Below are 24,246 nucleotides of genomic sequence, written 5' to 3'. Positions count from 1 at the left end.
GTGGGCTTGTGTCAGGATGCCCTCGTCCTGTGTGTCCTTGTCCGAGGAGTTGTTCGTGGCCACCGCCCGGTTCGCTACCCTGCACACCACGGCGGGTCCGGTCCGCCTGGAGCTGTTCCCCTTCCACGCGCCGAAGACGGTGCGCAACTTCGTCGAACTCGCCGAGGGCACCCGCGCGTACACCGATCCGCGGACGGGCGAGGCGGGCACCGGCCCGTTCTACGACGGCACCCTGTTCCACCGGGTGGTGGCCGGTTTCATGATCCAGGGCGGTGATCCGACCGGTACGGGTACGGGCGGGCCCGGCTACGCGTTCGCCGACGAGTTCCACCCGGAGCTGTTCTTCACCCGGCCCTACCTGCTGGCGATGGCCAACTCGGGCCCGGGGACGAACGGTTCGCAGTTCTTCATCACGGTGGGCACGCCCGCCCACCTCAACCGCCGGCACACGATCTTCGGGCAGGTCGCCGACGCCGCGTCCAAGGCCGTCGTCGACGCGATCGCCGCCGTCCCGGTGGACGGCGAGCGCCCGGTCAGCGACGTGGTGATCACCTCGGTCGAGATCGACCACTCCTGACGGCACCGGAGCGGTGGTCTCCTTTCCCTCCCGCCCGGTGCGGGGCGTGCACGTGCGCTACGTGCGTCAGGCGGGCTGTCCGTCCGATGTCGCGGTCACCACGGTCGACTTCGAACCGTGGGAGGAGGGCCTGCACCTGGAGGCCGCCACCGATGCCACCGTGCGCGGCGACGTCCTCCCCGGCGACCTGGAGCGCTTCCACGCCGCGCTCGCCGAGGGCGTGCGCGCCGAACTCGCCGAGCAACTGCCCGGCGTACCGCTCGCGCTGGCACTGGTGGTCCACCACACCACGGTGCACCTCATCGACACCCGCGAGCACTCCTACCGGATGGCCGGACGCCTGGCCGCGCGCGAGGCCCTCGCCGCCCTGGCCGCCCCGAACAGCCGGGGCGGCCAGGAGCCGTCCGGCCGGACGTAGCCGCGCTTGTCGTAGCACCGTGGGCCCCCTGCCACGCTCACGCGCCCGCCGTCCCCTCGTCCGCCCGCCGGTGGCGGCCGCTGCCCTTGCGCAGCAGCGCCACGGGGGTGTCCTCCTGCGGCGCGGCGAAGGCCTCGCCGCGCCGCACGATCACGGTGTACGCCTCGGCGTAGCCGTCCGCCACCCCGAGCGGCCGCCAGCAGGCCCCGTCCCACTCCACGACCAGGCACACCGCGTCCTCGAACAGGGCGCCGCGCCGGGGCGCCGGTCCGAGCGCGAGCGCGTCCCGCGTCCCCACCGGGCGCACCCGCCCCGCGCGCGCCCCGTACCACGGGGCGATGGACTGTCCGTCGTCGTCGGCTCCGAGCACCGCTGCTCCTCTCCCCGGGCATCGGCCCGAGGGTAGCCGGTGCCGCTGCCGCGGGCGGGCGCCTTCGCGGCGGTGGGCCGCGGGGTGTCGCCGGGCGCCGGGCAGCGCCGGGCTTGCAGGGGTCAGCGCGCCGGCGCGGGGCCGCTGCCCGGCTCGCGGTAGCGCAGGTTGCGGCCGAGCAGGACGAGGGGGTCCTCGAAGGGCTGGCTCGCCAGGTAGGAGGCCGACCAGGCGACGCCCCAGCTGCCGCAGCCGGGGCAACTCCAGGTGCGCCCGGCCGCGTTGGCGTCGTTGAGCAGGTCGACCGGGGTGCCGCAGCCGCGCGCCGGGCAGGCCGGGGAGGCGGGGGAGGCGGGCGAGGCGAAGGAGGCGCTCACCGCGGAACGGCCGGTTCGTTGCGGCGTCCGGCGGCGCGGTGCAGGACGGGTTCGGAGAGCACGACCCCGGAGTTGAGGGCCGAGGCGAACGCCAGCAGGCACACCAGCGCGGTGGTGGGTCTCGGCGGCCCGGGCACCGCCCAGGCGGCGGCCGCCGAGGCCGCGCCGCTGAGCGCGCCGACGACGCAGATCGCGACCAGCACGTCCGTCTCGGGGCGGGGGCGGCGCTTCACCCGGCCCCCCTGGCCCTGTTGTCGCACCCGGCCCCGGGTGCCGCGCGGGCGCGAGTACGGGGCCACCGCGACCACCGCTTCGGGCCCGTCCGGCAACGGCTCGATCCGGGCGGGAAGGGCCGTCCGCTCCACGCCCCCGCCCACCGGCCGCACATGGGCGAGCCCGCCCCGCGAATCCATGGAGACGACCTTAGCGCCGGTGGTTCGGTCCAGGACCGGTTCACCTTCCCGAGGGCGGTAGGGCGTCGGCCGTCCGGCGGCCGTGCGGGGGCGGGTTCGCGCCATGGCGATGACTCCGTTCCGTAGCGAGATGACTACCCAGGGCGCTCAACTCTCCTCCAGCGTCCGAAGCTCTTCAACCTCGCGAAAGGGGGGGAAGGAGGCTCAAGGGTCATGAGTGGCAGGGAACTTGGCACAGAAGCGTCCACTCGTGGCCAAGTTCGGCGTCGAAGTGCGCAGTTTGCGCGCGTCGTTGGGCCGGGCGCAGGAACATCCGGCGAAACACCGGGGCCGATTCGAGAGTGAGTGCCACAACGCCGGCCACGGCGTTCCGTTCGAGGAATTCGACGAGTAGCCGCTACCGGGCGGAAGCAGTTGTTCTCCGGCTGTTCGGGCTCCTTCCGCCCCGGGGCCGGCGCGTTTCGTTGCGTTGCGTCGCCACATCGGGCGCGGATTGCCCGAGTTGGTAGTGAACGCCCCGGTCTGCGGCGGCCCGGCGGTCGGCCTGGTTTCGTCGCGGGGTGGTGTTCCGTCACGTCCGGGGCGGGTCGGCGGGCCGCTGTCGGGCGCGGTGGGCGCGGGAGCGGCAGCGCGGCGAGCAGTGCCGGCGCCGGCGCCCGGTGGCGGCGGCCGCGGGCAGCGCGCCGCCGCACTGCTCGCACCGCTGCGCCCCCGGTCCAGCCCCTGGTCCCGCCCCCGGTTCCGACTCCGGTCCCGCCTCCGCGGCGGCGTGGGCGGGCGGTCCCGCCTCCTCGGTGCGTGCGGCCATCGCGGCGCGCAGGCGTTCGGTGATGACACCGGCCTGGAAGCGGCTGGTGGCGCCCAGGGTCTCCAGCAGTTCGGAGACGTGTCGGCGGCAGGTGCGCAGCGAGACGCCGAGGCGGCGGGCGATGGCCTCGTCCTTGAGGCCGTTGGACAGCTGTTGGACGATCGTCTGTTTGAGGTCCTCGGAGACGTCGTGGGCGGCCTGCGGTCCGACGGAGAACGGTGCGGCGTTGCCCCAGTCGCGTTCGAAGGCGGCGATGAGGAAGGCGAGCAGGGAGGGTTCGCGGATGACGAGGGCGCCGCTGCCGGGGGCGGGCAGGAAGGCCAGTTCGCGGTCGATGACGATCATCTGCGGCAGCACTTCGGTGAGGGTGCGGATCTCGGCGCCGGCGGCGATCAGCTGTTCGGCGTGGGCGCGGGTGGGCTGGTCGTAGCGGGTGGCGTGCTGGTAGAGGTTGCGCATCCGGAGGCCGGAGGCGAGCAGGGCCAGGTCGCGCGGCAGGGCCTCGCGCAGGGCGGCGGGCGGGAAGGCGCCGCCGGGCTTGGAGACCAGGACTTCCTCGCGGGCGGCGTCGACGGCCTCCACGAGCATGGCGCGTACGGCGATCTTGTCGGTGAGCAGGTCGATCATGCCGTGCGGGTGGGAGAGCTGGCGACCGTGCAGGTAGACGGGCATCAGGGCGGCGTACTGTTCGCGCAGTCCGCGCAGGCGTTCGCGTTCGCGGCGCAGGTCGTCCTCCTGGCCGCGCAGGTCGTCCTCGCGGGTGCGCAGGGCGGCCTCGCGTTCGGCCAGGTGCTGGGCGCCGGCGGCCTGGGGGCTCTGTGCCTCCCAGACGGTGCCGCGCGCGGTGCGGACTTCCTTGAGCAGGCCCGCGCCGGTCAGGGTGGCGAAGGCCGCCGTGCAGGCGTCCTCGCCGAGGTCGGTCTCGTCGGCGGCCCGCGCCCGTGCCTGTGCCGTCACCGGGTCGTTGATCAGCGCCCAGTGGTAGAGGCTCTGGGCCTCTTCGCTGAGCTGCGGCTCCTGGGGCCGGCTGGTCACGGCATACCTCCTGAACGTGCATGGCGCGCAGATGAGACCTGCGATCTCTCCCGGCGGACCGCTTCGGCCTGCGAGTGTTCTTCCCATCGGCGGGCGCCCAACCGGAGCCCGGCGATCCGATGCCAGGTCACTGAGCAGGTGGGGAAGGGAGATCCCGTGGTGAAGAGGTTCGCACGGCGCACGTCGGCGGTGGTACTGGGGTTGGCGTTGGCCGCCCTGACGGGAGCGGGTACGGCCGCCTGGGCGGCCCCGGGCACGACGGCCTGGGACACGGTCGCAGCGGCCGCCGCGGGCCCCGCCGCCTCGCCCGCTCCGCCGTGCCCCCGTATCCTCACCACCGCCTGGGGAGACGGCCGTCCCCCCTTCGGGCACTGCCTCGCCTGAGCCCGAACGGGGGCTCGCCGCGGGGCAGGGGCAGCGGGAGCCATCCGCTGCCGGCTGGGTGGGTGGGATCCGCCCCGGGGCATTCGAGAACGTGCTCGTGAACACGGCAGGCCCCGGTGCGGCCCGGGGTGGCCCCGGGTGGCCGAAACCGGCCGGTGCCGTGCGCGCCCGGGGCACAATCGTGGCCGTGAGCCTCCTGCACCGCGATCCGTCCGACCGATCCGCCCGTTGGCCCGGCTACGCCGCCGCCGTGTGGGGGTTCTCCTTCGCCGTCCCGAGTTTCTACTGGGCGCTGGGCGGTACGGCCCTGGCCTCCTCGACGGTCTCGCCGTCGCTGGTCAGGCTGATGGAGGAGCACAATGCGGGTTTCATCGCGGTGCTGTGGGCCACCGGTGCCCTCAAGGTCGTCGGCGGGGTGCTGGGCCTGGCGCTGGTGAGCGGCCGCACCTTCGGGCGCGGGCGCTGGCGGCCCTGGGAGGAGCGGCTGCTGCAGCTGATGGCGTGGGGCGCGGCGGTGCTGCTGGTGTGGCACGGGGCGCTGTTCGTCGGGCAGGGCCTGCTGGTGCAGGCCCACGTCATCTCGCTGGACCCGGAGCTGGAGTCGGTCAGCCGCTGGTACACCTACCTGTGGGGGCCGTGGTTCGTCGCCGGCGGCCTCGCCTTCCTGCTGGCCGGCCGCTCGCACCTGCGCGGCGTGGCGGACCGCCGCGGTGCCGTCCTCGCGGGCCGCGTCGGCGCCCTGGGCGCGCTCGGGCTGTCGGTGGCCGCCGTGATCGCCGGGATCGGCTAGGTCCGCACGGGCGTAGGAGGCCGGCCCCGGACCCGGTGGAGTCCGAGGCAGGGGCCGGGTGGCGGGTCAGCGGGCGGTGCGGCCGGTGGCTGCCCGGGGGTCGAGCGGCAGGTAGCTGTGGCGCAGCAGCGGCGAGGTGCGGTGGCTGCGGGTGATCAGGCGGTGGGCGCGGCTGACGGCGTCGCCCTGGCCGGGGGTGTCCTGGGTGAGCAGGTAGAGCAGGAGGTCGATGCGGTCGGGCGCGGGCAGGGCGCTGGCGTGCTGGAGGCCGTCTGCCGGTTCGGCGTGCGCCCACAGGGCGTCCACGGCCTCGGCGGCCTCGTTCTTCCGTGCTGCGGAGGCGGGGTGGCGGCGTTTCAGGCTGGCGTGGACGATCTCCATCGCGAACTCGGCCGGCTCAGCCGATGCCGGCCGGGGCGACGGTGCCGCCCCACCCGATGCTGTCGGAGCCGGTGGTGCCGGCCGGGGCGACGGTGCCGCCCCAGCCGATGCTGCCCGGGGCGACGGTCCCGCCCCAGCCGATGCTGTCGGACGCGACGGTGGTGGCCGGGGCGGCCGCCGAAGTGGTGGCGGCGGAGGCAGCGGGGGCGATCATGAGCGTGGTGAGGGCGACGGAGGCGACCGCGGCGGCCTGGGCGATACGGGTGCGGATCATGGTGGAGTCCTCTGCTGTCGGTGGAAGGGGTGGGCCTGGCCGGTCGGGGCGTCCCGCGGTTGACGCTTCGTCCGGCTGCCGTCCGGGCTCGTCCTCCTGGCGGCGATCACCAGCTTCGTCGCCCGCGGACCCCGCCGGAAGGCCTTCGGGATGTCGCCAATCGGCCTGTCCGCATCCGGACATGTCATCATGCCCATGACAAATATCGACGCGACGAACACCCCGCTGCGCCCGTCCAGGCGGTGGGCCCCGGTTGCGCCCGGTGGTGAACTGCGGGATGAGACTGGGCGGTTCGCCGGGGGAGGTATGGCGGATGGTGACCGGGCGGCGGAGGGGTCGGGTGGGAGGTTCCGTGCCTGCGGGCGGTGTCGGCCCGGCCCCGTGTCGGCCGGGCCCGGTCGTGGGGGTGGCAGAGTGGCGCTTCGGAGCGGTGTGCGGCCGGAGGAGGCGTTGAGGGTGCGGTGGCAGGTGTTCGGGCGGCGCAGGGTGTACGGCTCGGAGTGGGTGGAGCTGTGGCTGGACGATGTCGAGATTCCGGGCGTCGGGCGCGTCGAGCACCACGTGCTGCGCATGCCCAGGGCCTGCGCCACGGCCGTCGTCACCGACGAGCGGGGCCGGTTCCTGCTGCTGTACCGGCACCGGTTCATCACCGGCCGGTGGGGCTGGGAGCTGCCGGCCGGGTGGGTCGAGGCGGGGGAGGAGCCGGCCGCGGCGATCGCCCGGGAGGTGGAGGAGGAGACCGGCTGGCGCCCGGGCCGCGTCGAGCCGCTGACCGAGTACTTCGCCCTGACCGGTATCTCCGACGCCCGCTTCCACGCCTTCCACGTGACCGGCTGCACGTACGTGGGCGAGCCGCAGGACGTCGCCGAGGCCACCCGTGTCGAGTGGCTGCCCGAGGCCGAGGTGGTCGAGCTGCTGACCGGCGGACAGGTCTCGGACGGCGCCACGCAGGCCGCGCTCTCCTACTACCTCGGCCCGCACCGCCTGGCCGGCGGCTGACCCTCCCCGGCCCACCCGAAAGTGGAGGCCGGGGCCCCGCTCGCACCGCGTGTGGCCTGCGCCGATTGCGGTTGGATCACGGCCTGTCCGATTCATCGGGCATTGCGGTGGAGTGTGACGGTTCATTGTGTTGGCGGGATCGTCATCGAACTCTCATACTTCCTGCTGAGACGCGCGATGGACGGTCCGGAGGCCTGCTCGGGGGAGCGGATTTCCGTGAGAGGGCCCGCGCGTGGAATCCACTTTTTCCCCGGGGGAGTTTTTTGTCCACGCCCGAGAACGAGAGCGCGGCGCCGCAGGCACCGCAGCCGCCCGCGCCGCCGCAGCCCGAGCTGCCGGAGCCGCCGCAGCCGGCGGAACCGCAGCCGCAGGCCCCGGCCGTGCGGCGGATGCCGCGCTCGGCGCGGGTGGCCCTGTCCACGGTCGCGCTCCTCGCCGTCACGGCGGCCAGCGCCGCGGTGACCGTCGCGGTCGGCAAGCCGGCCGACCGTGCGGCGGCCGCCGCGCCCGTGCCGACGATCGCGCGCACCGCCGCGGCGAGCGCCGGCCCGACGCCTTCCGCGGTGCCGGTCCCCGTGCCCACCGCGGCGCCCGACCAGCCCAAGCCGTCCAGCACCGTCAAGGGCACGGTCAGCGACGGCAGGCACGAGGGTGACCTGCGCTACTTCCTGCTCCCGATCCCGGCCGGCGGCGAGTCCTACGGCCCCGCGGACGGGGCGACGATGACCGACGACGAGGTCGCCGAGATCTTCGGCAAGCAGGACGGCATCATGGACCTCCTGCACCAGCTGGGCTACCAGGGCGGCGCCACCCGCATGTACCGCACGGCGGACGGCAAGGCGCAGGTGACCGTCACCCTGCTGCACCTGGGCTCCGCCGCGACGGCGAGCCAGTTCGTCAAGGGCTACAGCATCAAGTCGCAGGAGTCGATCGACATCGACGGCGACCCGGACGCGCACGGCTTCCTGCGCAAGCCCAAGCAGCAGGCCTACACCGGGTCGATGACCGGCGTCTCCAGCCAGGGCGATGTGCAGTACACCATCGACGTCGAGGTGAAGGGCACCCCGGACAAGGCGCTGCTGAGCGACCTGATGAAGCGCCAGCGCGACTGGCTGGCCTCCGGCGGCTGAGCCCGCCCCGCCGCCCGAGTCCCTGCCTCCTTCTCCTCCGCCTCTCCTCCTCTGGAGCCACCTTCGTGACCACCGAACCCGCGGAGCCGTCACCCGCGCCCGCGCCGGCCGTACCGCCCGCGCCCGCCGCGCCGGCCGTACCGCCACAGCCGTCACCCGCGCCCGCCGCCGCCATCACCGACCTGAGCGCCGAGCCCCACACCGCGCCCCACGCCGGCCCGGCCCTCGCCCCGGCCGCGCCGGGCGACGTGCTGGCCGCCGGCCCCGAGCAGCCGGCGCGCGCGCCGCGCCGCCCCCGCCCGGTGCTGCTGTCGGTGTACGGCCTGGTGCTGGGCGTGCTGGCCGGCGGCGGCGTCGGCTACGCCGTCCAGGCCCAGCGCCCGCCCACGCCGCTGCCGCCGCTGCAGGTCGCCCTGCCGGGCTACCCGGCCGCGCCGGTGGACGCCTCCGCGTTCGCCGCCGCCCAGCCCAAGGCGCCGGCCATCGAGGGCGACCTGACCAAACTGCTGGTCAAGCCCCCGGCGGGCAGCGAGCCCTGGGGCGACTTCCCCGACAAGGCGAGCTGGGTGTCGGTCGGTGAGCTCGCCGAGCACAAGGGCGATGCGGCCGATCTGTTCAAGTCCCTGCTCGGCTCCGGCATTCGGCGCGCGGCCGAGGTGGACTGGAAGAAGGACGGCATCCGCTACCGGGTGACGCTGACCCAGTACACGGCCCAGGACGCCGACAACGCCAAGCCCGACCGCGGGCAGCAGTTCGCCGATGACGTGGACAGCAGTTTCCGCATCTACGACACACCGCGGCACTGGGCCGACAGCACCGACACGTACTACTACGGCTCGGCCGCCGCCAAGCGCGGCTCGGTGCAGATGCTGGTGGAGGTCTTCGCTCCCCAGCCGCTGGACGCCGAGGCCGTCAAGAGCCTCGCCAAGGAGCAGTGGGAGCGGCTGGTATGAGCGAGAACACGGTGACCGGCACCCCGGCCGCCCCCGAGCCGGCCGCGCCGCAGCCCGACTCCGTGCCGCAGCCCGACTCCGGGCAGCAGAGCGCCGATCAGTCGCAGAGCGCCGGGCCCCGGCCCGCCGGTGCGAGCCCGCTGCTGCGCGCGTCGGCGGCGACGGTGGCGGCGGCGCTGGCCGGCGTGGCGATCGGCATCGGCGTCATCAAGGTCCACTACGACGACGCCCCGGCCCCGGTTGCCGCGCCCGCCGCCGCTCCGGTGCCGAGTGCGAGTGCGACGCCTTACGGCGCGAAGTCGAACGGCAGTCACTTCGGCTCGCTGCGCGACCTGCTGCTGCCCGTGCCGGCCGGTTACCGGCTGGGCCCGGACGACGGCGGCTACGGCAACGACGCGGAGCTGGGCAGCCAGCAGCTGGCCGAGGAGTTGGACGCCGAGCTGCAGCAGGTGCCCAAGGCCCAGCGCGACAAGATGCGCGAGTACTGGGAGGGTCTGCACGTCAAGGGCACCGGTGTGCGGACCTACCGCACGGAGGCCGATGACCTGCTGATCGGTGTGAAGCTGCGCCAGTTCAACCAGCAGGAGGTGCAGAAGATCAACGAGTACACGGCGGTCTTCACCGGTGACACGGGCCTGTTCCGGGTCGGCCCGCAGGTGCCGGGTCACCCGGAGGCGCACTGCTATCTGATGCCGGCTCCGCCGTCCGCGCCGATCGACTACCTGGAGTGCTCGGCCGCCGAGGGCGACCTCCTGGTGATCATGAACGCCGAGGGCCCGGCGCCGCTGCCCAAGGACAAGATCATCGCGCTGTTCGCCGCGCAGCTCGACCGACTCGCCGCCCCGGGAGCCACCGCATGACCGACCAGCCCACCGCCGCGCAGCCCGAGCCGCAGCCCGAGTCGCAGCCCGCGCCCGCTTCCCCGGCAGCCGCTCCGGCCGCGCCCGTGTCGGTGCCGCCGCAGGCTCCGGTGCCGGACTCCGTCTGGGCCCGCGACGCGCCCGTCGTCCCCGAGGCCCCCGCTCCGGCCCCCGCTCCCGCTCCGGCTCCTGCCGGGGATCCTGCTGACGGCCTCGATGCCTTCTACGCCCCGCCCGCCGAGGCCGCCGCCCCGGCGGTGGACCCCGAGGTCCGGCGCGCCCGCCGCCGGGCGGCCGTGCGCTGGGGCTGCGCCGCCGCGGTGTTCGCCCTGGCCGGCACCGGCACCGCGCTGGCCGTCACCGCGCCCGAGCGCACCGACATCCCGGGCCTGGCCACCGCGAGCGACGGCCGCTACACCTTCCCCGCCCTGACCCTGCCGCCGCTGCCCGCGGGCCAGGGCGTCCCGCAGAGCCCGGCCCGTACCCACCACGCGGACCTGCGCTACCTGGTGCTGCCCGCCCCGAAGGAGGCCGGCGGCGCCCGGGTGCCGGTGCCCTTCCCCTCCCCGGCCGCGCCCACCGCCTCGGCCTCCGCCGACGCCACCGCCACCGCCGCGCCCACCCCCGCCGCCACCGCGCCGGCGCCGACCGCCGCCGCACCGGCCACCGCCACCCCGGGTTTCGCCGACTGGGTGCCGTGCGACGCGTTCCTCGCCGAGCAGCAGGGCGACGCGGCCAAGGCGCGCATGGTCCTGAACCGCGACGTGTGCGTGGGGGCGACCGTGCGGGAGTGGACGGCATCCGACGGCACCCGGACCCAGATCCGGCTGCTGCGCTTCGACTCCACCAGCGAGTCCTGGGACGCCTACACCTGGCTGCGCGGCAAGGGCCGGCTCAAGGCGGTGCCGGACAGCGACAGCGCGTCCACCAAGGACTGGGACACCGTGGAGGGCGTGAGCCTGACCGCGCTGAACGGCACGAAGAAGGGCGGCGCGAAGAACGACCCCACCGGCCGGATCGCCTACCTGAGCGCCGGCGACGTGGTCGGCATCGTCACCATGACCAACCCGGGCGGCGTCGCGGCCGCGCCCTTCCGCCAGGTCGTCACCCTCCAGGCCGACCTGCTCTCCTGACCCCGCCCCCGGAGCCGGCCGGCCGTCACCGGCCGGCCCCGGGGACCCGGCCATCCGCACTCCCGACCGTAAACCCCGTGCCGCAGAGCCGACTTGACGGCCGATCAGACTCAACCGCCCTGGCGCGCGGACCGGGTGGAGCCGGGTCCGCGGGAACCGACCCCTTGTGTCCATGACAGCCGTCACCTAGGGTCGCTTCCGGTTAGCCGCAAACCAGGCGGATCCAGGCACAGTTGACACTGCGGGGGTCACCGATGCGACTGCATCCCGTCGACGGTTTGACACTGCCATTGGCACTCTGCCTATAAACCACCATGACCGACCAGGAAACCACCGAGAAGGAAGCCACGGCCGAAAAGCCCCCAGGACTGCTCCGCGAACACCCGGCATTCCGCCGGTTCTGGATCTCCCGCGCCGTCTCCGAACTCGGCTCCGCCGTCACCACCGTCGCCCTGCCCGTCCTCACCTACCAGCAGACCCACTCCGCCGTCCTGGTCTCCCTTGTCTCCGCCGCGGCCACCCTGCCCTACGTCGCCTTCGGCCTGCTCGCCGGAGCCCTCGCCGACCGCGTCGACCGCCGCCGCCTCATGGTCGCCACCGACTGGCTCAACGCCCTCGTCCTGGCCACCATCCCCCTCGCCCACGCCACCCACACCCTCACCACCGCCCACCTCCTGCTGGCCGCCCTCACCAGCGCCAGCCTCACCCTCTTCTACGAAGCCGCCGTCTACGGCCTCGTCCCCGACATCGTCGGCAAACACGCCCTCGCCCGGGCCAACAGCGCCCTCTACGGCGTCGAAACCCTCATGCGCATCACCGGCACGGCCGCCGCCGGCACCCTGATCGCCACGCTGCGCCCCGCCACCACCCTGGCCGGCGACGCCCTCAGCTTCGCCGCCTCCGCCCTGCTGGTGCGCGCCATCACCCGACCCGCCCCCCACCCCGCACCACCCCCGCGCCCGAGCCTGCGCCGCTCCGTCACCGAAGGCCTGCGCTTCCTGTGGCACCACCGCACCCTGCGCCTGCTCACCGCCGTCGGCACCCTGCAGTCCTTCGCCGGCGGCGCGGTCATCGGCCAACTCGTCGTCTTCGCCGACCGCGGACTCGGCCTGCACGACAGCGACCCGCGCATCGGCCTGCTCTACACCGCCTGGAGCGCCGGCGGCATCGGCGGCTCCCTGCTCCTGCCCCGACTGCTGCGCCGCTTCGACGCCTTCCGGATCCTGCTCGGCGTCCTGCCCGCCGGCGCGGCCCTGGGCGTCCTGGTCGTCCTCACCCGCGACTGGCGCCCGGCCCTGCCCGCCATCACCGCCTGGGGCTGCGCCTACCTCGTCGTCCTGGTCAACACCATGACCTACTCCCAGGAAGTCACCCCGCCCCACCTGCAGAGCCGCGTCAACACCACCCGCCGCATGCTCTCCTCCGGCCTGGGCGTGCCCCTGGGCGCCCTGGTCGCGAGCACCGTCACCGTGCGGGCGGGCATCCGCGCCGGCATGGCCTGCGCCGTGGTGTCCCTGACCCTGGCGGCCCTGCTCGTGTGGACGGTGCGCCTGCGCGCCGCCCACCTGCCCACCCCGCCCCCGCCCTGAGGCGCGAGCGCCACGGCCCACCCGGCCGCCGCCGCGCGCGCCCCCTTCCCGAAAGGTTCGGACATGCTCATCGAGAACGCACTGGCCACCTACTACGGGGACATCCAGCACGCACTGCGCGACCTGTTCGCCACCACCCCCGAGACCACTCCCGACACCGGCGGCGCCACCACCCCCGACACCGGCGGCGATTTCACCCCCGGCACCGAACTGCCGCACCTGAGCGCCGCGATGCGCGACTTCCTCGCCCCCTCCGGCCTCGCCCACGCCCCGATGGGCCACTACGCCGGCAAGCAGCTGGCCCTGCTCGACCTCACCCGCAACCCCGCCACCGGCACCACCAAGACCTACCCGTCCCTGGTCATCGTCGCCCGCGCGATCCGCTTCATCCAGGACACCGGCCAGCGCGTCACCATCGTCACCCCCTCCTCCGCGAACAAGGCCATCGCCCTGCGCGACGCCGTCCTGCGCGCGATCACCTGCGGCCTGGTCGGCGCCGACCAGCTCAACGTGATCACCGTCGTCCCGGCCGCCTCCGTCCCCAAACTGCGCAGCTCCGAGCTGTTCACCGACCCCGCCCTGCGTGCCCGCAACCCCATCGCCGTCCACCACGGCCCCACCCCCGGTGCCGTCAAGACCATCGCCAGAGCCCTCGTCGACGACCACCGCACGCCCATCGAGCAGGCCACCAAGACCAACCTCTGGTACACCCTGCAGCTGGAGAACTACCTGGCCGCCGACACCGTGCGCGCCCTCGCCGAGCACCAGCACTTCCCGCCCGCCCCCGACCGCCCGCGCCTGCACGTCCACGCCGTCTCCAGCGCCTACGGCCTGCTCGGCCACGCCTACGGCCGCACCCTCCTCGACCCCACCGCGCGGGCCGCCACCCCCGAGCCGCACTACCTCCTCGTCCAGCACCTCGGCGCCCCCGACATGGTCCTCAGCCTCTACCACCACGGCGTCGTCGACCCCGCCCACGCCCCCGCCTACACCCGCGACCCGGCAACCGGCCTGTACACCCAGCACACCGACCCGCACTTCCCCACCCACACCTTCGACCCCCACGAGGACCTCGACCCCACCTTCTACACCCGCAACCCGCCCACCAGCGCCCGCATGAACCACCTCATCCACACCCAGGGCGGCGGCGGCATCGTCGTCTCCCTCGCCGAATGCCTCCAGCGCTACGCCCAGGCCCGCGACCTGCTCGCCCGCGCCGCCATCGACCTGCCCGCCAACCCCACCGCGGTGCGCGAATGGTCCCTGGTCATGGCCGTCGTCGGCCTGCTCAACGCCGTCGACCGCGGCCTCGTGCCCGAGGACGACATCCTCATCCACGCCTCCGGCCACTACCACGCCGACCAGGTCGGCCAGTTGAGCGCACGCGACCTGCACGACACCCCCGACACCGAGGCCCTGCGCCGGCTGGTCCTGGGCGCCTGCGCCCAGTGAGCCCGGGCACCGCACCCAGGTTGACGACCGGCCCCGACGCACCCGTGAGGAACCCGCCCGTGCCCCCCACCACCCCCGCGCCCCCGCGCCTGCCCCTGCCCGATCGCCTGCGCCTGCACGCCGGCTACCACTGGCGCAACAGCGCCGACCCCCGCCTCACCCGCACCCGCACCGCCTGGGACACCCGCGACGGCGCCGTCTTCCCCGCCGTGCGCTCCGACCTCGCCGGCCTCTCCGTCTGCTACGCCGGCCTCGCCGAAGGCCTCGCCTACACCCTGGAGTTCACCGAACTGCGCCGCGAGGCGGGCCACGACAGCGCCCGGCGCGACACCACCCGCCTGAGTGGCCGCCACCTGCGCGACCCCGCCACCCTGCCCGACGCCGACATCGCCATCATCGGCACCAGCGCCACCCGCGCCCGCGCCCTCCCGCGCGCCGCCTCCCTCATCGTCCCCATGCGCGTCCACTTCGTCGTCGACACCCACACCGGCCCCGACGCCACCCGCGCCCGCATCTCCAAACGCGAACGCCAGCAGTACGCCGCCACCCGCCGCACCCACCACTGGGCCTGGCAACCGGTCCACGACCCCTGCTGGTTCGACGAGTTCTACGACCGCATGTACCGCCCCACCATGCGCGCCCGCCACGGCGACCGCGAACGCACCGAGACCAAGGACGCCGCCTACGAGTGCCTCTTCCGCACCGGCCGCCTCTTCGCCCTCACCCAGGACGACGGACAGCGCATCGGCGGCGCCCTGTGCCACTGGGACCGGGCGAGCGCCACCCTCACCCTGCGCCTGCTCGGCATCCAGGACGGCGACAGCAAGCACTACGACAGCGGCGCGTTCAAAGCCATCTACCACCTCCTCATCGACTGGGCCGCCCGCAACGGCGTACGCCACCTCGACTTCCAGGGCACCGAACCCTTCCTCAGCAAGGGCACCTACCAGTGGAAACGCCGCTTCGGCAGCCGCGTCGTCCTGCCCCCCAACCACTTCGGCGAAAAACGCCTGTGGCTGCGCGTCAACCACGACACCCCCCAGGTCCGCGACTTCCTCGTCGCCAACCCCCTGCTCGCCGAGGACCCCCACGGCCACCTCGAAGCCGTCTACTTCCACGACCACCAGCGCCCAGCCCGCCTCGACTACAGCGCCGCATCCCCCGGCGTCCACCACACGCGCCACCTCGACCTCGACACCTTCCTCGCCCCCCTCACCACCCCGCGCCACCGGGCCGCCCGATGACCACCCCCGCCACGCCGTGGTACGGCACCCAGCCGCCTCCGCTGCACACCCGCCTGCCCCTGCCCGACGTCGCCCGCCACCTCACCGCCCTCAGGGACGGCGAATACGCCAACCTCGTGCCCTCCGAACGCTCCCTGCACCCGGTGGTCCTGCCCCCGGCGTCCTGGCGGGAACTGTTCACCGCCACCGCCACTCTCCTCTCCCTGCTGCGCCGCGCCCTGTTCACCGCCGCTCCCGACCCGGCCTCGCGCATCGCCGCCCTCGGTGCCGATCCCGCGCTCTACCCGCTGACCGTCACCGGTCCCCTCGAAGAGCGCTACGCCACGTGCATCGCCCGACCCGACGTCCTCATCGAGACCGGCGGCGGCCCCAAGTTCATCGAGTTCAACATCGGCTCCGGCATCGGCGGCGTCGTCGACACCGCCCTGCACACCCGCGCCTGGACCCACGCCCTCGGCGGCCCCGACACCACCCCCCTCACCGCCCCCGACCCCCTGGCCGTGCGCGACACCCTGCTCGCCCGCGCCGTCCGCGACCTTCACGCACCCCCCGCCGTCGCCCTCCTCGGCACCCGCCGGGACTACCCCGCCGGCCGCTACTTCGAGCTCCAACTCGACTCCCTGCGCCGCCACGGCCTCGAAGCCGAGTTCTTCGAACCCGAGGACCTGCCCGCCGACCCCACCCGCTACAAGGTGGGCCTGCGCCACCTCACCATCCTCGAATGGCAACGCCACGGCATCGACCTCGCCCCCGTACGCGCCGCCCTCGACGCCGGCTGCGCCCTCATCGCCACCCAGAGCGCCTACCTGGTCGCCAACAAGAAGGTCCTCGCCTGGATCTCCGAGGGCCGGCCCTGGATGAGCGAGACGGAGCGCGCCGCCGTCGAGCGCTACCTGCCCTGGACCCGCGTCCTGGCGGACCGCCCCGCCCGCCACCGCGGCCGCACCCGCCCCCTGCCCGAACTCCTCCTCGACCACCCCGAGGACTACGTCCTCAAACCCGCCATCGGCATGAGCGGCCAGCAGGTCCTCGTCGGGCGCACCTGCGAGCCGCGGCTGTGGCGCGAGACCGTCACCCGGGCCGCGGCCGCCGAGGACCACATCGTCCAGGAACACGTCGAGCCCGCCCCGATCACCATGGAGTTCGCCGCCGACGACCAGGCCACCACCACCTTCCACGCCCCCGTCCAGCCCGTCTTCAGCCCCTTCCTCTTCGACGGCCGGCCCGCCGGCTGCCTGGTGCGCTACCTGCCCCCCGGCGGCGAAGGCGTCGTCAGCATCCTGGGCCACGGCGCCCTCGCCAACGCCGCCCTCACCCACCGATCCGCCTGACATCGCCGAGGAGACCCCCCGTGACCGGGCTCATCACCTGGATCTACCCGAGCGAGGACTACGACCCCGCCGACATCGACGCCTTCGAAACCGGCATCACCGAGCGCTACCGCAAACTCGCAAACCCCCGCGGCTTCGACTTCCGCGTCATCCCCGCCGCCGACCTCGTGCCCCTGTGCCTGGAGCGCCCCCAACTCCTGCACCACGGCGAAGACCTCCTCGCCACCCCCCAGAGCTACATCGTCGAGGACGCCAGCAGCCACCCCCAGGGCGCCCAGGCGCTGCGCGCGATCTACCGCACCCTGCACACCGCCGGCGCCGTCCTCCTCAATCGCGCCTTCACCGCCCCCGACTACCTGGAGCGCGACAAACTCGCCCTCATCCAGCACGCCGCCACCGTGGGCGTGCCCACCATCCCCACCATCGCCCTGCCCCCCGGCCGCCACGCCCGCCGCGCCGTCCCCCTCGTCCGCCGGGCCCTGGGCGAGGGCCCCTACATCGTCAAACCCCGCGAACTGTCCATGGGGGTGGGCGTGCTGCGCGTGGACACCGACCAGCAACTCGAGGCCGCCGTCGACCTCGCCGCCCAGAGCGCCGCCGGCTACCTCGTCCAGCCGCTGCTCGACCACAGCGGCGACATGCGCGTCTACCTCGCGGACGGGCGCATCGTCACCTCGCTGACCCGCCGCCCCCGCCCCGGCGGCTACCTCGCCAACCTCAGCCAGGGCGGCAGCGCCGAAGCCAACGACGACCACCACCTCGTCGCCGACCACTGCCGGCGCATCGCCGAGTCCCTGGGCGCCCAATGGCTGTGCGTCGACTGGCTCACCACCCCCGCCGGCCCCGTCCTCAACGAATGGAGCACCGCCCACGGCGGTTTCACCCACCTGCCCCAGCCCCAGCGCGACCTGGTCGCCGACGCCTTCTTCAGCTGGATCCACCGCCGCACCACCCGCGCCTGACCCCGCCTCCACCGCCGTCCCATCTCCCGCAGGCGCGGCTCCCACCTCGCCGGTCTCGCGAGAGCCCATCGGCCGCCGGCGCCCTTCCCGTTGACCACGTGCACCTGCTGGTCGACGTCCACGCGGACGCCTGTCGGGACCAGGCCGGCGACCCGTTCGTCCGGCGGTTCGACCGGTTCGCCCGTCACTGGAGTGCCCGGCCCGGCTACGTGTGTGTCGTGGCCTACGACGGCGACGATCCGGTCGGCTGCTCCTACGGCGCTCCGTTGGAGGGCGGCCGCGCGTGGTGGCGCGGACACCTGCCGACACCGTCCGCCCCGGGGACCGGGCGGCCCGCGCGACTTCGGACGGTAGGAGGGGAGTTGGGGGCCGCACGGCACTGTTCCGGCTCGGGGTGGTGCTGCTTGAATGCGCGGCGTGAGTGCTTTCGAGGAGTACCTGGTGGACGGGATGCCCGGCGAGTGGGGGGCGTGGCGCGGCGAGGACTGGGCGACGGCCCGCCCGGCCGTGCCGGAGGTGCGGTGGTCGGAGCCGGAGGTGCGGGGCGACGAGGCGGGGCTTCGGCGCGGGCGTTTGGAGCGCCGGCGCTGTGCATCGGCCGGGGAGCCCGCGGAACCGGGGGAGCCCGGGGGCTGTGCCGAGGCCTTCCCGGAGTGGCCCGTGCGGGAGGGGGATGGCGTCCTGCGCGTCCCGGGGCGTGATCTGCCGTGTTGAGCGGGTGGGTTGGCGGGGTCGGGTGGTCAGCCGATGGGTGCGCCGTGGCGGGTGGCGTAGGTGGTCAGGCCGTGGGTGGTGTGTCCGGCCCAGCCGATGTAGCCGTCCGGGCGGATGAGGAACACGCCTGTGCCGTAGGCCTGGTGGGTGGGGATGCGTAGTACCGGGCAGGCGGCGTCCGGTAGTTCGGTGTCGGTGTTGACGGTGAGCAGGGTCCAGTGGGGGCCGTGGAGGGTGTGGAACAGACGTGTGCCGGCGTGGTGGCCGTCCGGGGCGCGGTCGCCGGCGTGCAGGGCGTCCTCGGGCAGGTCGGGGCGGGTCTCCACGGACAGCGGGGACTGCCGGTAGCCGAGGTCGAGTTGGGCGGTGGCGCGTCCGCGGCGGGCCTTGCCGTGGTGGACGGCGGTGGTCAGTTCGAGCATGGCTGCGGCGTTGGGGCGGCGTTCTTGTTCGTAGGTGTCGAGCAGGGAGGTGTGCGCGGTGCCGGTCAGGACGGCGTCGAGCTTCCAGCCGAGGTTGTAGGCGTCCTGGATGCTGGTGTTCAGGCCTTGGCCGCCGGCGGGGGAGTGGAGGTGCGCGGCGTCCCCGGCGAGCAGGACGCGCCTGTCGCGGAAGCGGTCGGCCAGGGCGGTCCTGGCTTTGAAGGTGGAGGCCCAGTGCACGGCCTCGATCTGGTCGGCGTGCAGGTGGGTGCGGGCGGTGACGGCGGCGCGCAGGCCTTCCAGGGTGAGGTCGATCTCGTCGGTGCCCCGGTGGCGTGCGAGGAGTTGGAAGTCCTGGCCGCCGGGTAGTGGGCACAGTGCCAGCGTGGCGCCGCCGGCCTGGTCGTCGGTGGGTGGGAAGACGTGCCAGTGTTCGCGGTCCAGGCCGTTGATGCGCAGGTCCGCGACAACCATCGGCTGCGGGTCGACGTCCTGGCCGCTCATGCCGATGCCGAGCAGGGTGCGTACGGTGGAGCGCCCGCCGTCGGCGGCCACCAGGTAGCGGGCCCGCACGCGGTGGCCGCCGGTGAACTCGGCGCTGACGCCGTGCTCGTCCTGGGTCAGGGCGGTCAGCTCGTGCCCGAAGGCGACGCGCCCGCCGAGTGCGCGCAGCCGCTCGTGCAGCACCTGCTGGGTGCGCCACTGCGGCAGCATCAGCGGCTGGGTGTAGGGCTGGGCCTGGGTGGGTTTGATGGCGTCGAACATCCGCTGTTCGCGTTGGGGTCGGCCCCCGTTCCACAGCTGCAGCGGCGGGTAGGGGGCGGCGTGGGCGCGTACCGCTTCCAGGGCGCCGAGGTCCTCCAGGACCTCCAGGGTGCGCGGCTGCAGGCCCTTGCCGCGCGAGCCGGGGGACAGGGCCGGGGCGCGTTCGACGAGCAGGGCGTCGGTGCCGCGGCGGGCGAGGTCGATCGCGAGGGCGAGTCCGGTGGGGCCGGCGCCGACGATCAGGACGTCGGTGTGCGCGGGGGTGTCCACGAGCATCTCCTTAACGTTGTTAAGTGGCTGGTGTCCCGAAGCATGGACTTAACGCCGTTAAACTGTCAAGCGTGACCGCCCAGCGCACTCCCCGACTCGACCGTGCCACCGTCGTCGACGCCGCTCTCGCCCTCCTGGACCGCACCGGCCTCGACGGCCTCACCCTGCGTGCCATCGCCGCCGAACTCGATGTCAAGGCACCTGCCCTGTACTGGCACTTCAAGGACAAGCAGGCTCTGCTGGACGAGATGGCCACCGAGATGATGCGCCGCATGAGCGCCACCCCGCTGCCCCCCAGTGGCGACTGGCGCGAGACCTATCTCGCCACCATGCACTCCCTGCGCGCGGAACTCCTGCGCCACCGCGACGGCGCCCGGGTGTTCAGCGGCTCGCGGTTCACCGACACCGGTTTCGCGGCCGGCCAGGAAGCGGGTCTGCGTGTGCTCGTCGATGCCGGTTTCACCCTGCCCGCGGCCGCCCGTGCCTGGTACACCGGTTACGCGTACACCATCGGTTACACCATCGAGCAGCAGGCCATGGGCCCCAACGACTTCACCGGCGACGGCGGTCACGACCTCGATGCCCGCGCCCGGCGCCTGGCCGACCACCCCCTGGCGGCGGAGGCCGGCCGCGTCATGTTCGACGACTTCGACCACGGCTACGACCAGGGGCTGACCGCCGTCCTCGCCGGCATCGAGGCGACCCTGCTGACCTGACCCCCGGCCTCGCGGGCCCCCGGTGGCCGGTCAGTGTGCTGTGAGTGCCGAGTTGGTGGTCAGTGTGAACAGCACGCTGCGGTCGCCGCGCTGGAGGTTGCCGGTTTCGAGGCGTTCGGCGACCTCGCGCAGCGCCACCGCGTCGAGCAGTCCGGCTTCCAGTAGCGGCGAGCCTTCGTGGAGGAGTCGCCGGATGTGCCGGGCGCCGTGGTGGTGTACGGCCGAGTCCATGATGGTGCCGAAGTGTTCCGTCAGCGGCGGCTGGGCCACCTCCGGCGCCATGGCGCGGCGTTGGATCCGTTCCCGCAGTAGCCGCCGGTTCGCGCGCCAGGGTGCCGGCAGGGACGCGCACCATCCTGCCAGCGCCGTGTCGGTGAGGGGGTGTATCGGCCACAGGCCGCGGCGTAGCAGTGGCGCGGCCATCCCCGCCTTCACCATCAACGCGCGCGCCGACACCACCGATGCCGGCGCCAATCCCGTGTCTACCTCCCGCAACGCCTCTCGCGCCACCGGCCCCAACCATCCCGGCGCCGCCGGTGGCGCCGCGCCGCCGCGGGGTGCCGTCGGTTCTGTGCCGCCCACTCCGGTGAACAGCGCTTGTGTCCCGCGTTCCTGCAGCACGGCGTGGAGTGTGTCGGCGGCGTCGAGGTAGAGGTCTTCGTACGGCGACACGGCCGTCCCTTGGTCGAGCAGTGATCCTGGGGCGTACGGCAGGTGTTCTGCCGCCGCCACCTGTACGTCCGCCCACCCGCGCCCCAGGTGTTCCAGCAGTGCGGCGCGGCGGCGTAGTTGTTGTGTGCCTCGTTCGCCGTCCAGGACGAGGGCGGCCGTGGTGAGGTGGTGGCCGCGTTCGTCGGTGGCCAGTGACAGGGCGGTGTTGGCGCTGGCGAGGTCGCCGGGCAGTAGTACGGCCGTGGCGCCCGTCCGCCACGGCACCTGCCGTACGGCCTCGTCGAGCAGGTGCCCGAACGTCTCGACAGGGTCCGTCTCCTCCTGCGCAGCGGGTTCGGTGGGTTCGGCGGGTTCGGGCAGGCGTACGGACAGACGGCCGAACTCGTAGGTCGCCAAGGCCCGTTCGGTGAGCAGGTGCACCCCCGCCCACAGCGTCGCGTCCGTGTAGCGGACGGCCGGTGCCAGGCGCCGTGCGGCTTCGAGGACGTTCAGGCCGGTGGCGTGGTGGCGCAGCTCCAGCAGGTCCCAGGAGGCGTGGAGTGCGTCGCGGCCGGCGGCGAGGTAGAGCGGCGCGGTGCCGGCGGTGCCGGTGCTCACCCGCACCCGGACCCGGCCCCCGCCGGCTGGGTCGAGCTCCACCCGTACCCAGTCCTGGCAGTCGTCGACCGCCCCGGGGCCCGGCCCCGGGGCGGTCGAACTGCCGCTGGTGCGGGCGGTGTTGGTGAAGGAGGTGCGCGTCCCGTCCGCCGCGCACGACCAGGTGGTCAGCGGGTGGCGCAGTGGTTCGATCCACGAGGTGGCGCACCGCCATCGGGTGCCGTCCCACTGCCATGGTCCCGGCGCGTGCGTCGCTGCGATGCGTAACCTGAACATGCCTCACCTTCGCATGTTCCGGTGCGGGCCGGGCGTTCAGGCGCGGTGGTACTGCACCGGCCCGGTGAAGTCGGCGCCGAGCTCGGCGGCGGCGCGGCGCGCCCAGGAGGGGTCGCGCAGCAGTTCGCGTCCGATCAGGACGGCGTCGGCGCGGCCGGAGGCGAGGATGTCCTCGGCCTGGCGTGCCTCGGTGATCAGGCCGACGGCTGCGACGGGCATGCCGGTCTGGGTGCGCACGGCTTCGGCGAAGGGGACCTGGAAGCCGGGGGTGGCGTCGATGCGGGCGTCGGGGACGAGGCCGCCGGTGGAGACGTCCATGAGGTCGACGCCGCGGGCCAGCAGTTCCTTGGCCAGGCGCACGGTGTCCTGGGAGGTCCAGCCTTCGCGCTGGTCGGTGGTGTCCTCGCTGAGCCAGTCGGTGGCGGAGGTGCGGAAGAACAGCGGGAGGTGTTCGGGCCATACGGCGCGCACGGCGTCGACGACTTCGAGGGCGAGGCGGGTGCGGCCTTCGAAGGAGGCGCCGTAGGCGTCGGTGCGGTGGTTGGTGTGGGGGGAGAGGAATTCGTGGATCAGGTAGCCGTGGGCGCCGTGGATCTCGACGGCCTGGTAGCCGGCGGCGAGTGCGCGGGTGGCGGCGTCGGCGAACTGGCGCACGATGACGTCGATCTGTTCGCGGGTGAGTTCGTCGGGGGTGGTGTGGGCGGGGGAGAAGGCGTGGGCGCTGGGGGCGAGCGGGCGCCAGCCGTGGGGTTCGTCGGCGGCCAGCGGGCGGCCGCGGTCGACCCAGGTGCGTTCGGTGGAGGCCTTGCGGCCGGCGTGGCCGAGCTGGATGGCGGGGACGGTGCCCTGGTCCTTGAGGAAGGCGGTGATGCGGCGCAGGGCCTGGGTCTGGGTGTCGTTCCACAGGCCGAGGTCGTACGGGCTGATGCGGCCCTCGGGGCTGACGGCGGTGGCCTCGGTGATGATCAGCCCGGTGCCGCCGGCGGCGCGGGCGCCCTGGTGGGTGAAGTGCCAGTCGGTGGCCACGCCGGCCAGGTCCCCCGCGGGTGCGGCGCTGTACTGGCACATCGGCGGCATCCAGACCCGGTTGCGGGTGGTGACGTCGCGCAGGGTGTAGGGGGTGAAGAGGGCGGGGGTACTCATGCGGACTCCTGGGGGCCGGGGCGGGCGGGCATCGGGACGCCGGAACATCATTGCGTCGGCACTTTGTGTGCTCAAACAATAGTTGCGCATGAAGGTAATTTGCAAGGGTAAGGACTGTGAGGGGACCCGGGGGGCTACGACCCGGCGGCAGCGTCGGCGCCGGCGCCGGTGGCGAGCGTGGTGGCCGTGGCCGGGCCGGTGGAGGGTGGTCGTTGCCTCGCCGGGCCGGCGGGGACGTGGTGGGGGCCGGTGTGTCAGTGGCCGTCTTCGGAGGGTGCGCTCCACGGCGGGTGGCCGGTGGTGGCGCTGGGATCCCGAAGGCGCCGATGGCCGGGGCGACGAGGGCGGCGGGTGCGGATCCCGCCTGCAATCGTGGGCACGTGTGGCGCCACCGCCCGGGGTGGGCGGTGGCGCCACACGTCCTGTCGGCGGCCGGGCTACCGGGCGGCGGGCGCGTCCACGTCCCTCACCGCCTTGACCAGCGATGCGAGCTCCGGGTGCTTCGCCGCCTCGTCCAGCGCCTCTTGCAGCGCCGCGTCGTTGGTCGGCCGGGCCTGCGCCAGTAGCTCCAGGCCGGCCGCGGTCACGTCGGTGTAGATGCCGCGCCGGTCCGTCGGGCATAGGTAGCGCGCCAGCAGCCCGCGGTCCTCCAGTCGGGTCACCAGTCGGGTGGTGGCGCTCTGGCTGAGCACGACGGCGTCGGCGACCTGTTTCATCTGCAGGTGCCCGCCTTCCCCGTCGTGCTGGCGGCTGAGCACGTCGAGCAGCGAGTACTCCCGCACGCTCAACTCGTGCCCGCCCTGCAGGGCCCGTTCGATGTGCGCCTCGATCCTGGCGTGCAGCAGCGACAGGGCCCCCCAGCCGTTGGCGAGGGCGGTGAGCGCGGGATCCGTGGCGGTCATGGGCCCTGGTCTCCTTCCGAGCGTCCTGGCCTCCAGGGTAAGCCACCTGTGGAAATACCGGCCAGGGCCAATAGCAAGCCCCCGCAAGCATTCGCCCCGCGGCCCCGCCCCCGGGCCCCGGCCCGCTGCCGGTCGCGGCTCGCCGCGGGCCCCGAGGTCGGCCCCGGCGCCCGCCGTCCCTCCCGGCCCCGGCGCCATCCGCATTCGGCACGGCGCGGGCCTCGGTGTGGGCCCCGCCCGTTCTCCCCCCGGCCGCGTGGGGCTGTGTGCTCGTGGGGTTGTGTTCGGG

At 74.0% G+C, this 24,246-nt stretch carries 25 protein-coding genes; 15 read left to right on the top strand and 10 right to left on the bottom strand.

From position 1 onward, the window contains the following. The first annotated feature begins 55 nt into the window (after positions 1–55). Together AB2U05_RS00125 and AB2U05_RS00120 are read left to right on the top strand one after the other, a co-directional pair. A complete protein-coding gene (locus AB2U05_RS00125) occupies positions 56–577 on the top strand; it encodes a peptidylprolyl isomerase (RefSeq protein WP_045697852.1) in 522 nt (173 codons plus the stop codon). 46 nt (positions 578–623) lie between these two features. Beyond that, positions 624–995, top strand: coding sequence for a hypothetical protein (locus tag AB2U05_RS00120; protein WP_369182013.1), 372 nt, complete (start codon positions 624–626; stop codon positions 993–995). 37 nt (positions 996–1,032) lie between these two features. On the opposite strand, the gene AB2U05_RS00115 is transcribed toward AB2U05_RS00120, so the two are convergent. The 3 genes from AB2U05_RS00115 to AB2U05_RS00105 form a co-directional block, all read right to left on the bottom strand. After that, on the bottom strand, positions 1,033–1,365 hold the full coding sequence (locus AB2U05_RS00115) for a DUF6087 family protein (protein ID WP_369182012.1): 333 nt from the start codon (positions 1,363–1,365) through the stop codon (positions 1,033–1,035). A gap of 122 nt (positions 1,366–1,487) precedes the next feature. Further along, entirely contained in the window at positions 1,488–1,742 is a 255-nt protein-coding gene (locus AB2U05_RS00110; RefSeq protein WP_045710093.1) for a hypothetical protein, read from the bottom strand. Beyond that, positions 1,739–2,155 (bottom strand): hypothetical protein, encoded by a 417-nt coding sequence (locus tag AB2U05_RS00105; protein WP_369182011.1) that lies wholly within the window; start codon positions 2,153–2,155, stop codon positions 1,739–1,741. The genes AB2U05_RS00110 and AB2U05_RS00105 overlap by 4 nt, the downstream gene beginning before the upstream one ends. Positions 2,156–2,405: 250 nt before the next feature. On the opposite strand from AB2U05_RS00105, the gene AB2U05_RS00100 reads away from it, so the two are divergent. Beyond that, positions 2,406–2,549, top strand: coding sequence for a hypothetical protein (locus AB2U05_RS00100; protein ID WP_369182010.1), 144 nt, complete (start codon positions 2,406–2,408; stop codon positions 2,547–2,549). Between the two features lie 177 nt (positions 2,550–2,726). On the opposite strand, the gene AB2U05_RS00095 is transcribed toward AB2U05_RS00100, so the two are convergent. Next, positions 2,727–3,998, bottom strand: coding sequence for a LuxR C-terminal-related transcriptional regulator (locus AB2U05_RS00095; protein WP_369182009.1), 1,272 nt, complete (start codon positions 3,996–3,998; stop codon positions 2,727–2,729). Between the two features lie 571 nt (positions 3,999–4,569). On the opposite strand from AB2U05_RS00095, the gene AB2U05_RS00090 reads away from it, so the two are divergent. Further along, entirely contained in the window at positions 4,570–5,172 is a 603-nt protein-coding gene (locus AB2U05_RS00090; RefSeq protein WP_244178826.1) for a DUF3995 domain-containing protein, read from the top strand. Between the two features lie 66 nt (positions 5,173–5,238). On the opposite strand, the gene AB2U05_RS00085 is transcribed toward AB2U05_RS00090, so the two are convergent. Both AB2U05_RS00085 and AB2U05_RS00080 read right to left on the bottom strand, forming a co-directional pair. Next, positions 5,239–5,553 (bottom strand): hypothetical protein, encoded by a 315-nt coding sequence (locus tag AB2U05_RS00085; protein WP_369182008.1) that lies wholly within the window; start codon positions 5,551–5,553, stop codon positions 5,239–5,241. A 16-nt stretch (positions 5,554–5,569) separates the two neighbouring features. Beyond that, positions 5,570–5,827: a hypothetical protein gene (locus AB2U05_RS00080; protein WP_045697862.1), complete on the bottom strand. Its 258-nt coding sequence runs from the start codon at positions 5,825–5,827 to the stop codon at positions 5,570–5,572. A gap of 456 nt (positions 5,828–6,283) precedes the next feature. On the opposite strand from AB2U05_RS00080, the gene AB2U05_RS00075 reads away from it, so the two are divergent. The 10 genes from AB2U05_RS00075 to AB2U05_RS00030 all read left to right on the top strand — a co-directional run bounded on the left by AB2U05_RS00075 (position 6,284) and on the right by AB2U05_RS00030 (position 17,480). Beyond that, the gene (locus tag AB2U05_RS00075; protein ID WP_369182007.1) at positions 6,284–6,826 is read left to right on the top strand and encodes an NUDIX hydrolase; all 543 of its coding nucleotides are present in this window, start codon (positions 6,284–6,286) and stop codon (positions 6,824–6,826) included. A 263-nt stretch (positions 6,827–7,089) separates the two neighbouring features. Beyond that, positions 7,090–7,956 (top strand): hypothetical protein, encoded by an 867-nt coding sequence (locus tag AB2U05_RS00070; RefSeq protein WP_369182006.1) that lies wholly within the window; start codon positions 7,090–7,092, stop codon positions 7,954–7,956. 65 nt (positions 7,957–8,021) lie between these two features. Continuing rightward, on the top strand, positions 8,022–8,909 hold the full coding sequence (locus AB2U05_RS00065; protein WP_369182005.1) for a hypothetical protein: 888 nt from the start codon (positions 8,022–8,024) through the stop codon (positions 8,907–8,909). Then, positions 8,906–9,769, top strand: a complete 864-nt coding sequence (locus AB2U05_RS00060) for a hypothetical protein (protein ID WP_369182004.1) — start codon at positions 8,906–8,908, stop codon at positions 9,767–9,769. The genes AB2U05_RS00065 and AB2U05_RS00060 overlap by 4 nt, the downstream gene beginning before the upstream one ends. Then, a complete protein-coding gene (locus AB2U05_RS00055) occupies positions 9,766–10,902 on the top strand; it encodes a hypothetical protein (protein WP_369182003.1) in 1,137 nt (378 codons plus the stop codon). The genes AB2U05_RS00060 and AB2U05_RS00055 overlap by 4 nt, the downstream gene beginning before the upstream one ends. 314 nt (positions 10,903–11,216) lie before the next feature. After that, positions 11,217–12,491, top strand: a complete 1,275-nt coding sequence (locus tag AB2U05_RS00050) for an MFS transporter (RefSeq protein WP_369182002.1) — start codon at positions 11,217–11,219, stop codon at positions 12,489–12,491. Positions 12,492–12,554: 63 nt separating this feature from the next. Further along, positions 12,555–13,943, top strand: coding sequence for a DUF6002 family protein (locus AB2U05_RS00045; protein WP_369182001.1), 1,389 nt, complete (start codon positions 12,555–12,557; stop codon positions 13,941–13,943). A gap of 59 nt (positions 13,944–14,002) precedes the next feature. Then, positions 14,003–15,187, top strand: a complete 1,185-nt coding sequence (locus tag AB2U05_RS00040; RefSeq protein ID WP_369182000.1) for a hypothetical protein — start codon at positions 14,003–14,005, stop codon at positions 15,185–15,187. Beyond that, positions 15,184–16,518, top strand: a complete 1,335-nt coding sequence (locus AB2U05_RS00035) for a hypothetical protein (protein WP_369181999.1) — start codon at positions 15,184–15,186, stop codon at positions 16,516–16,518. Before AB2U05_RS00040 ends, AB2U05_RS00035 begins: the two co-directional genes overlap by 4 nt. A gap of 20 nt (positions 16,519–16,538) precedes the next feature. After that, entirely contained in the window at positions 16,539–17,480 is a 942-nt protein-coding gene (locus AB2U05_RS00030; protein WP_369181998.1) for a RimK family alpha-L-glutamate ligase, read from the top strand. A 740-nt stretch (positions 17,481–18,220) separates the two neighbouring features. Here AB2U05_RS00030 and AB2U05_RS00025 read toward each other — a convergent pair. Beyond that, the gene (locus AB2U05_RS00025) at positions 18,221–19,657 is read right to left on the bottom strand and encodes an FAD-dependent oxidoreductase (RefSeq protein ID WP_369181997.1); all 1,437 of its coding nucleotides are present in this window, start codon (positions 19,655–19,657) and stop codon (positions 18,221–18,223) included. Between the two features lie 65 nt (positions 19,658–19,722). Between AB2U05_RS00025 and AB2U05_RS00020 the strand changes: the two genes are divergently transcribed. After that, complete coding sequence (locus tag AB2U05_RS00020) at positions 19,723–20,367, top strand: TetR/AcrR family transcriptional regulator C-terminal domain-containing protein (RefSeq protein ID WP_369181996.1); 645 nt, start codon at positions 19,723–19,725, stop codon at positions 20,365–20,367. 30 nt (positions 20,368–20,397) lie between these two features. Here AB2U05_RS00020 and AB2U05_RS00015 read toward each other — a convergent pair whose 3' ends face one another. From AB2U05_RS00015 to AB2U05_RS00005, 3 genes are all read right to left on the bottom strand, one after another. After that, a complete protein-coding gene (locus AB2U05_RS00015) occupies positions 20,398–21,912 on the bottom strand; it encodes a hypothetical protein (protein WP_369181995.1) in 1,515 nt (504 codons plus the stop codon). A gap of 36 nt (positions 21,913–21,948) precedes the next feature. Further along, positions 21,949–23,055 carry an NADH:flavin oxidoreductase/NADH oxidase gene (locus tag AB2U05_RS00010; RefSeq protein WP_369181994.1) on the bottom strand — a complete coding sequence of 369 codons (1,107 nt, stop codon included), beginning with the start codon at positions 23,053–23,055 and terminating at the stop codon, positions 21,949–21,951. A 437-nt stretch (positions 23,056–23,492) separates the two neighbouring features. Then, the gene (locus AB2U05_RS00005) at positions 23,493–23,957 is read right to left on the bottom strand and encodes a MarR family winged helix-turn-helix transcriptional regulator (RefSeq protein WP_045705386.1); all 465 of its coding nucleotides are present in this window, start codon (positions 23,955–23,957) and stop codon (positions 23,493–23,495) included. Positions 23,958–24,246: the final 289 nt, after the last annotated feature.

It is taken from the genome of Streptomyces sp. Y1 (assembly GCF_041053115.1).
GTDB lineage: Bacteria > Actinomycetota > Actinomycetes > Streptomycetales > Streptomycetaceae > Kitasatospora > Kitasatospora rubellomurina.
This window is presented reverse-complemented; position numbering and strand designations above follow the sequence as displayed.

Coding starts and splice junctions, on each gene's coding strand:
- AB2U05_RS00045 (WP_369182001.1), top strand. CDS start 12,555: ATGCTCATCGAGAACGCACTGGCCACCTACTACGGGGACATCCAGCAC.
- AB2U05_RS00015 (WP_369181995.1), bottom strand. CDS start 21,912: ATGTTCAGGTTACGCATCGCAGCGACGCACGCGCCGGGACCATGGCAG.
- AB2U05_RS00055 (WP_369182003.1), top strand. CDS start 9,766: ATGACCGACCAGCCCACCGCCGCGCAGCCCGAGCCGCAGCCCGAGTCG.
- AB2U05_RS00025 (WP_369181997.1), bottom strand. CDS start 19,657: ATGCTCGTGGACACCCCCGCGCACACCGACGTCCTGATCGTCGGCGCC.
- AB2U05_RS00105 (WP_369182011.1), bottom strand. CDS start 2,155: ATGGATTCGCGGGGCGGGCTCGCCCATGTGCGGCCGGTGGGCGGGGGC.
- AB2U05_RS00060 (WP_369182004.1), top strand. CDS start 8,906: ATGAGCGAGAACACGGTGACCGGCACCCCGGCCGCCCCCGAGCCGGCC.
- AB2U05_RS00050 (WP_369182002.1), top strand. CDS start 11,217: ATGACCGACCAGGAAACCACCGAGAAGGAAGCCACGGCCGAAAAGCCC.
- AB2U05_RS00080 (WP_045697862.1), bottom strand. CDS start 5,827: ATGATCCGCACCCGTATCGCCCAGGCCGCCGCGGTCGCCTCCGTCGCC.
- AB2U05_RS00085 (WP_369182008.1), bottom strand. CDS start 5,553: ATGGAGATCGTCCACGCCAGCCTGAAACGCCGCCACCCCGCCTCCGCA.
- AB2U05_RS00035 (WP_369181999.1), top strand. CDS start 15,184: ATGACCACCCCCGCCACGCCGTGGTACGGCACCCAGCCGCCTCCGCTG.
- AB2U05_RS00010 (WP_369181994.1), bottom strand. CDS start 23,055: ATGAGTACCCCCGCCCTCTTCACCCCCTACACCCTGCGCGACGTCACC.
- AB2U05_RS00005 (WP_045705386.1), bottom strand. CDS start 23,957: ATGACCGCCACGGATCCCGCGCTCACCGCCCTCGCCAACGGCTGGGGG.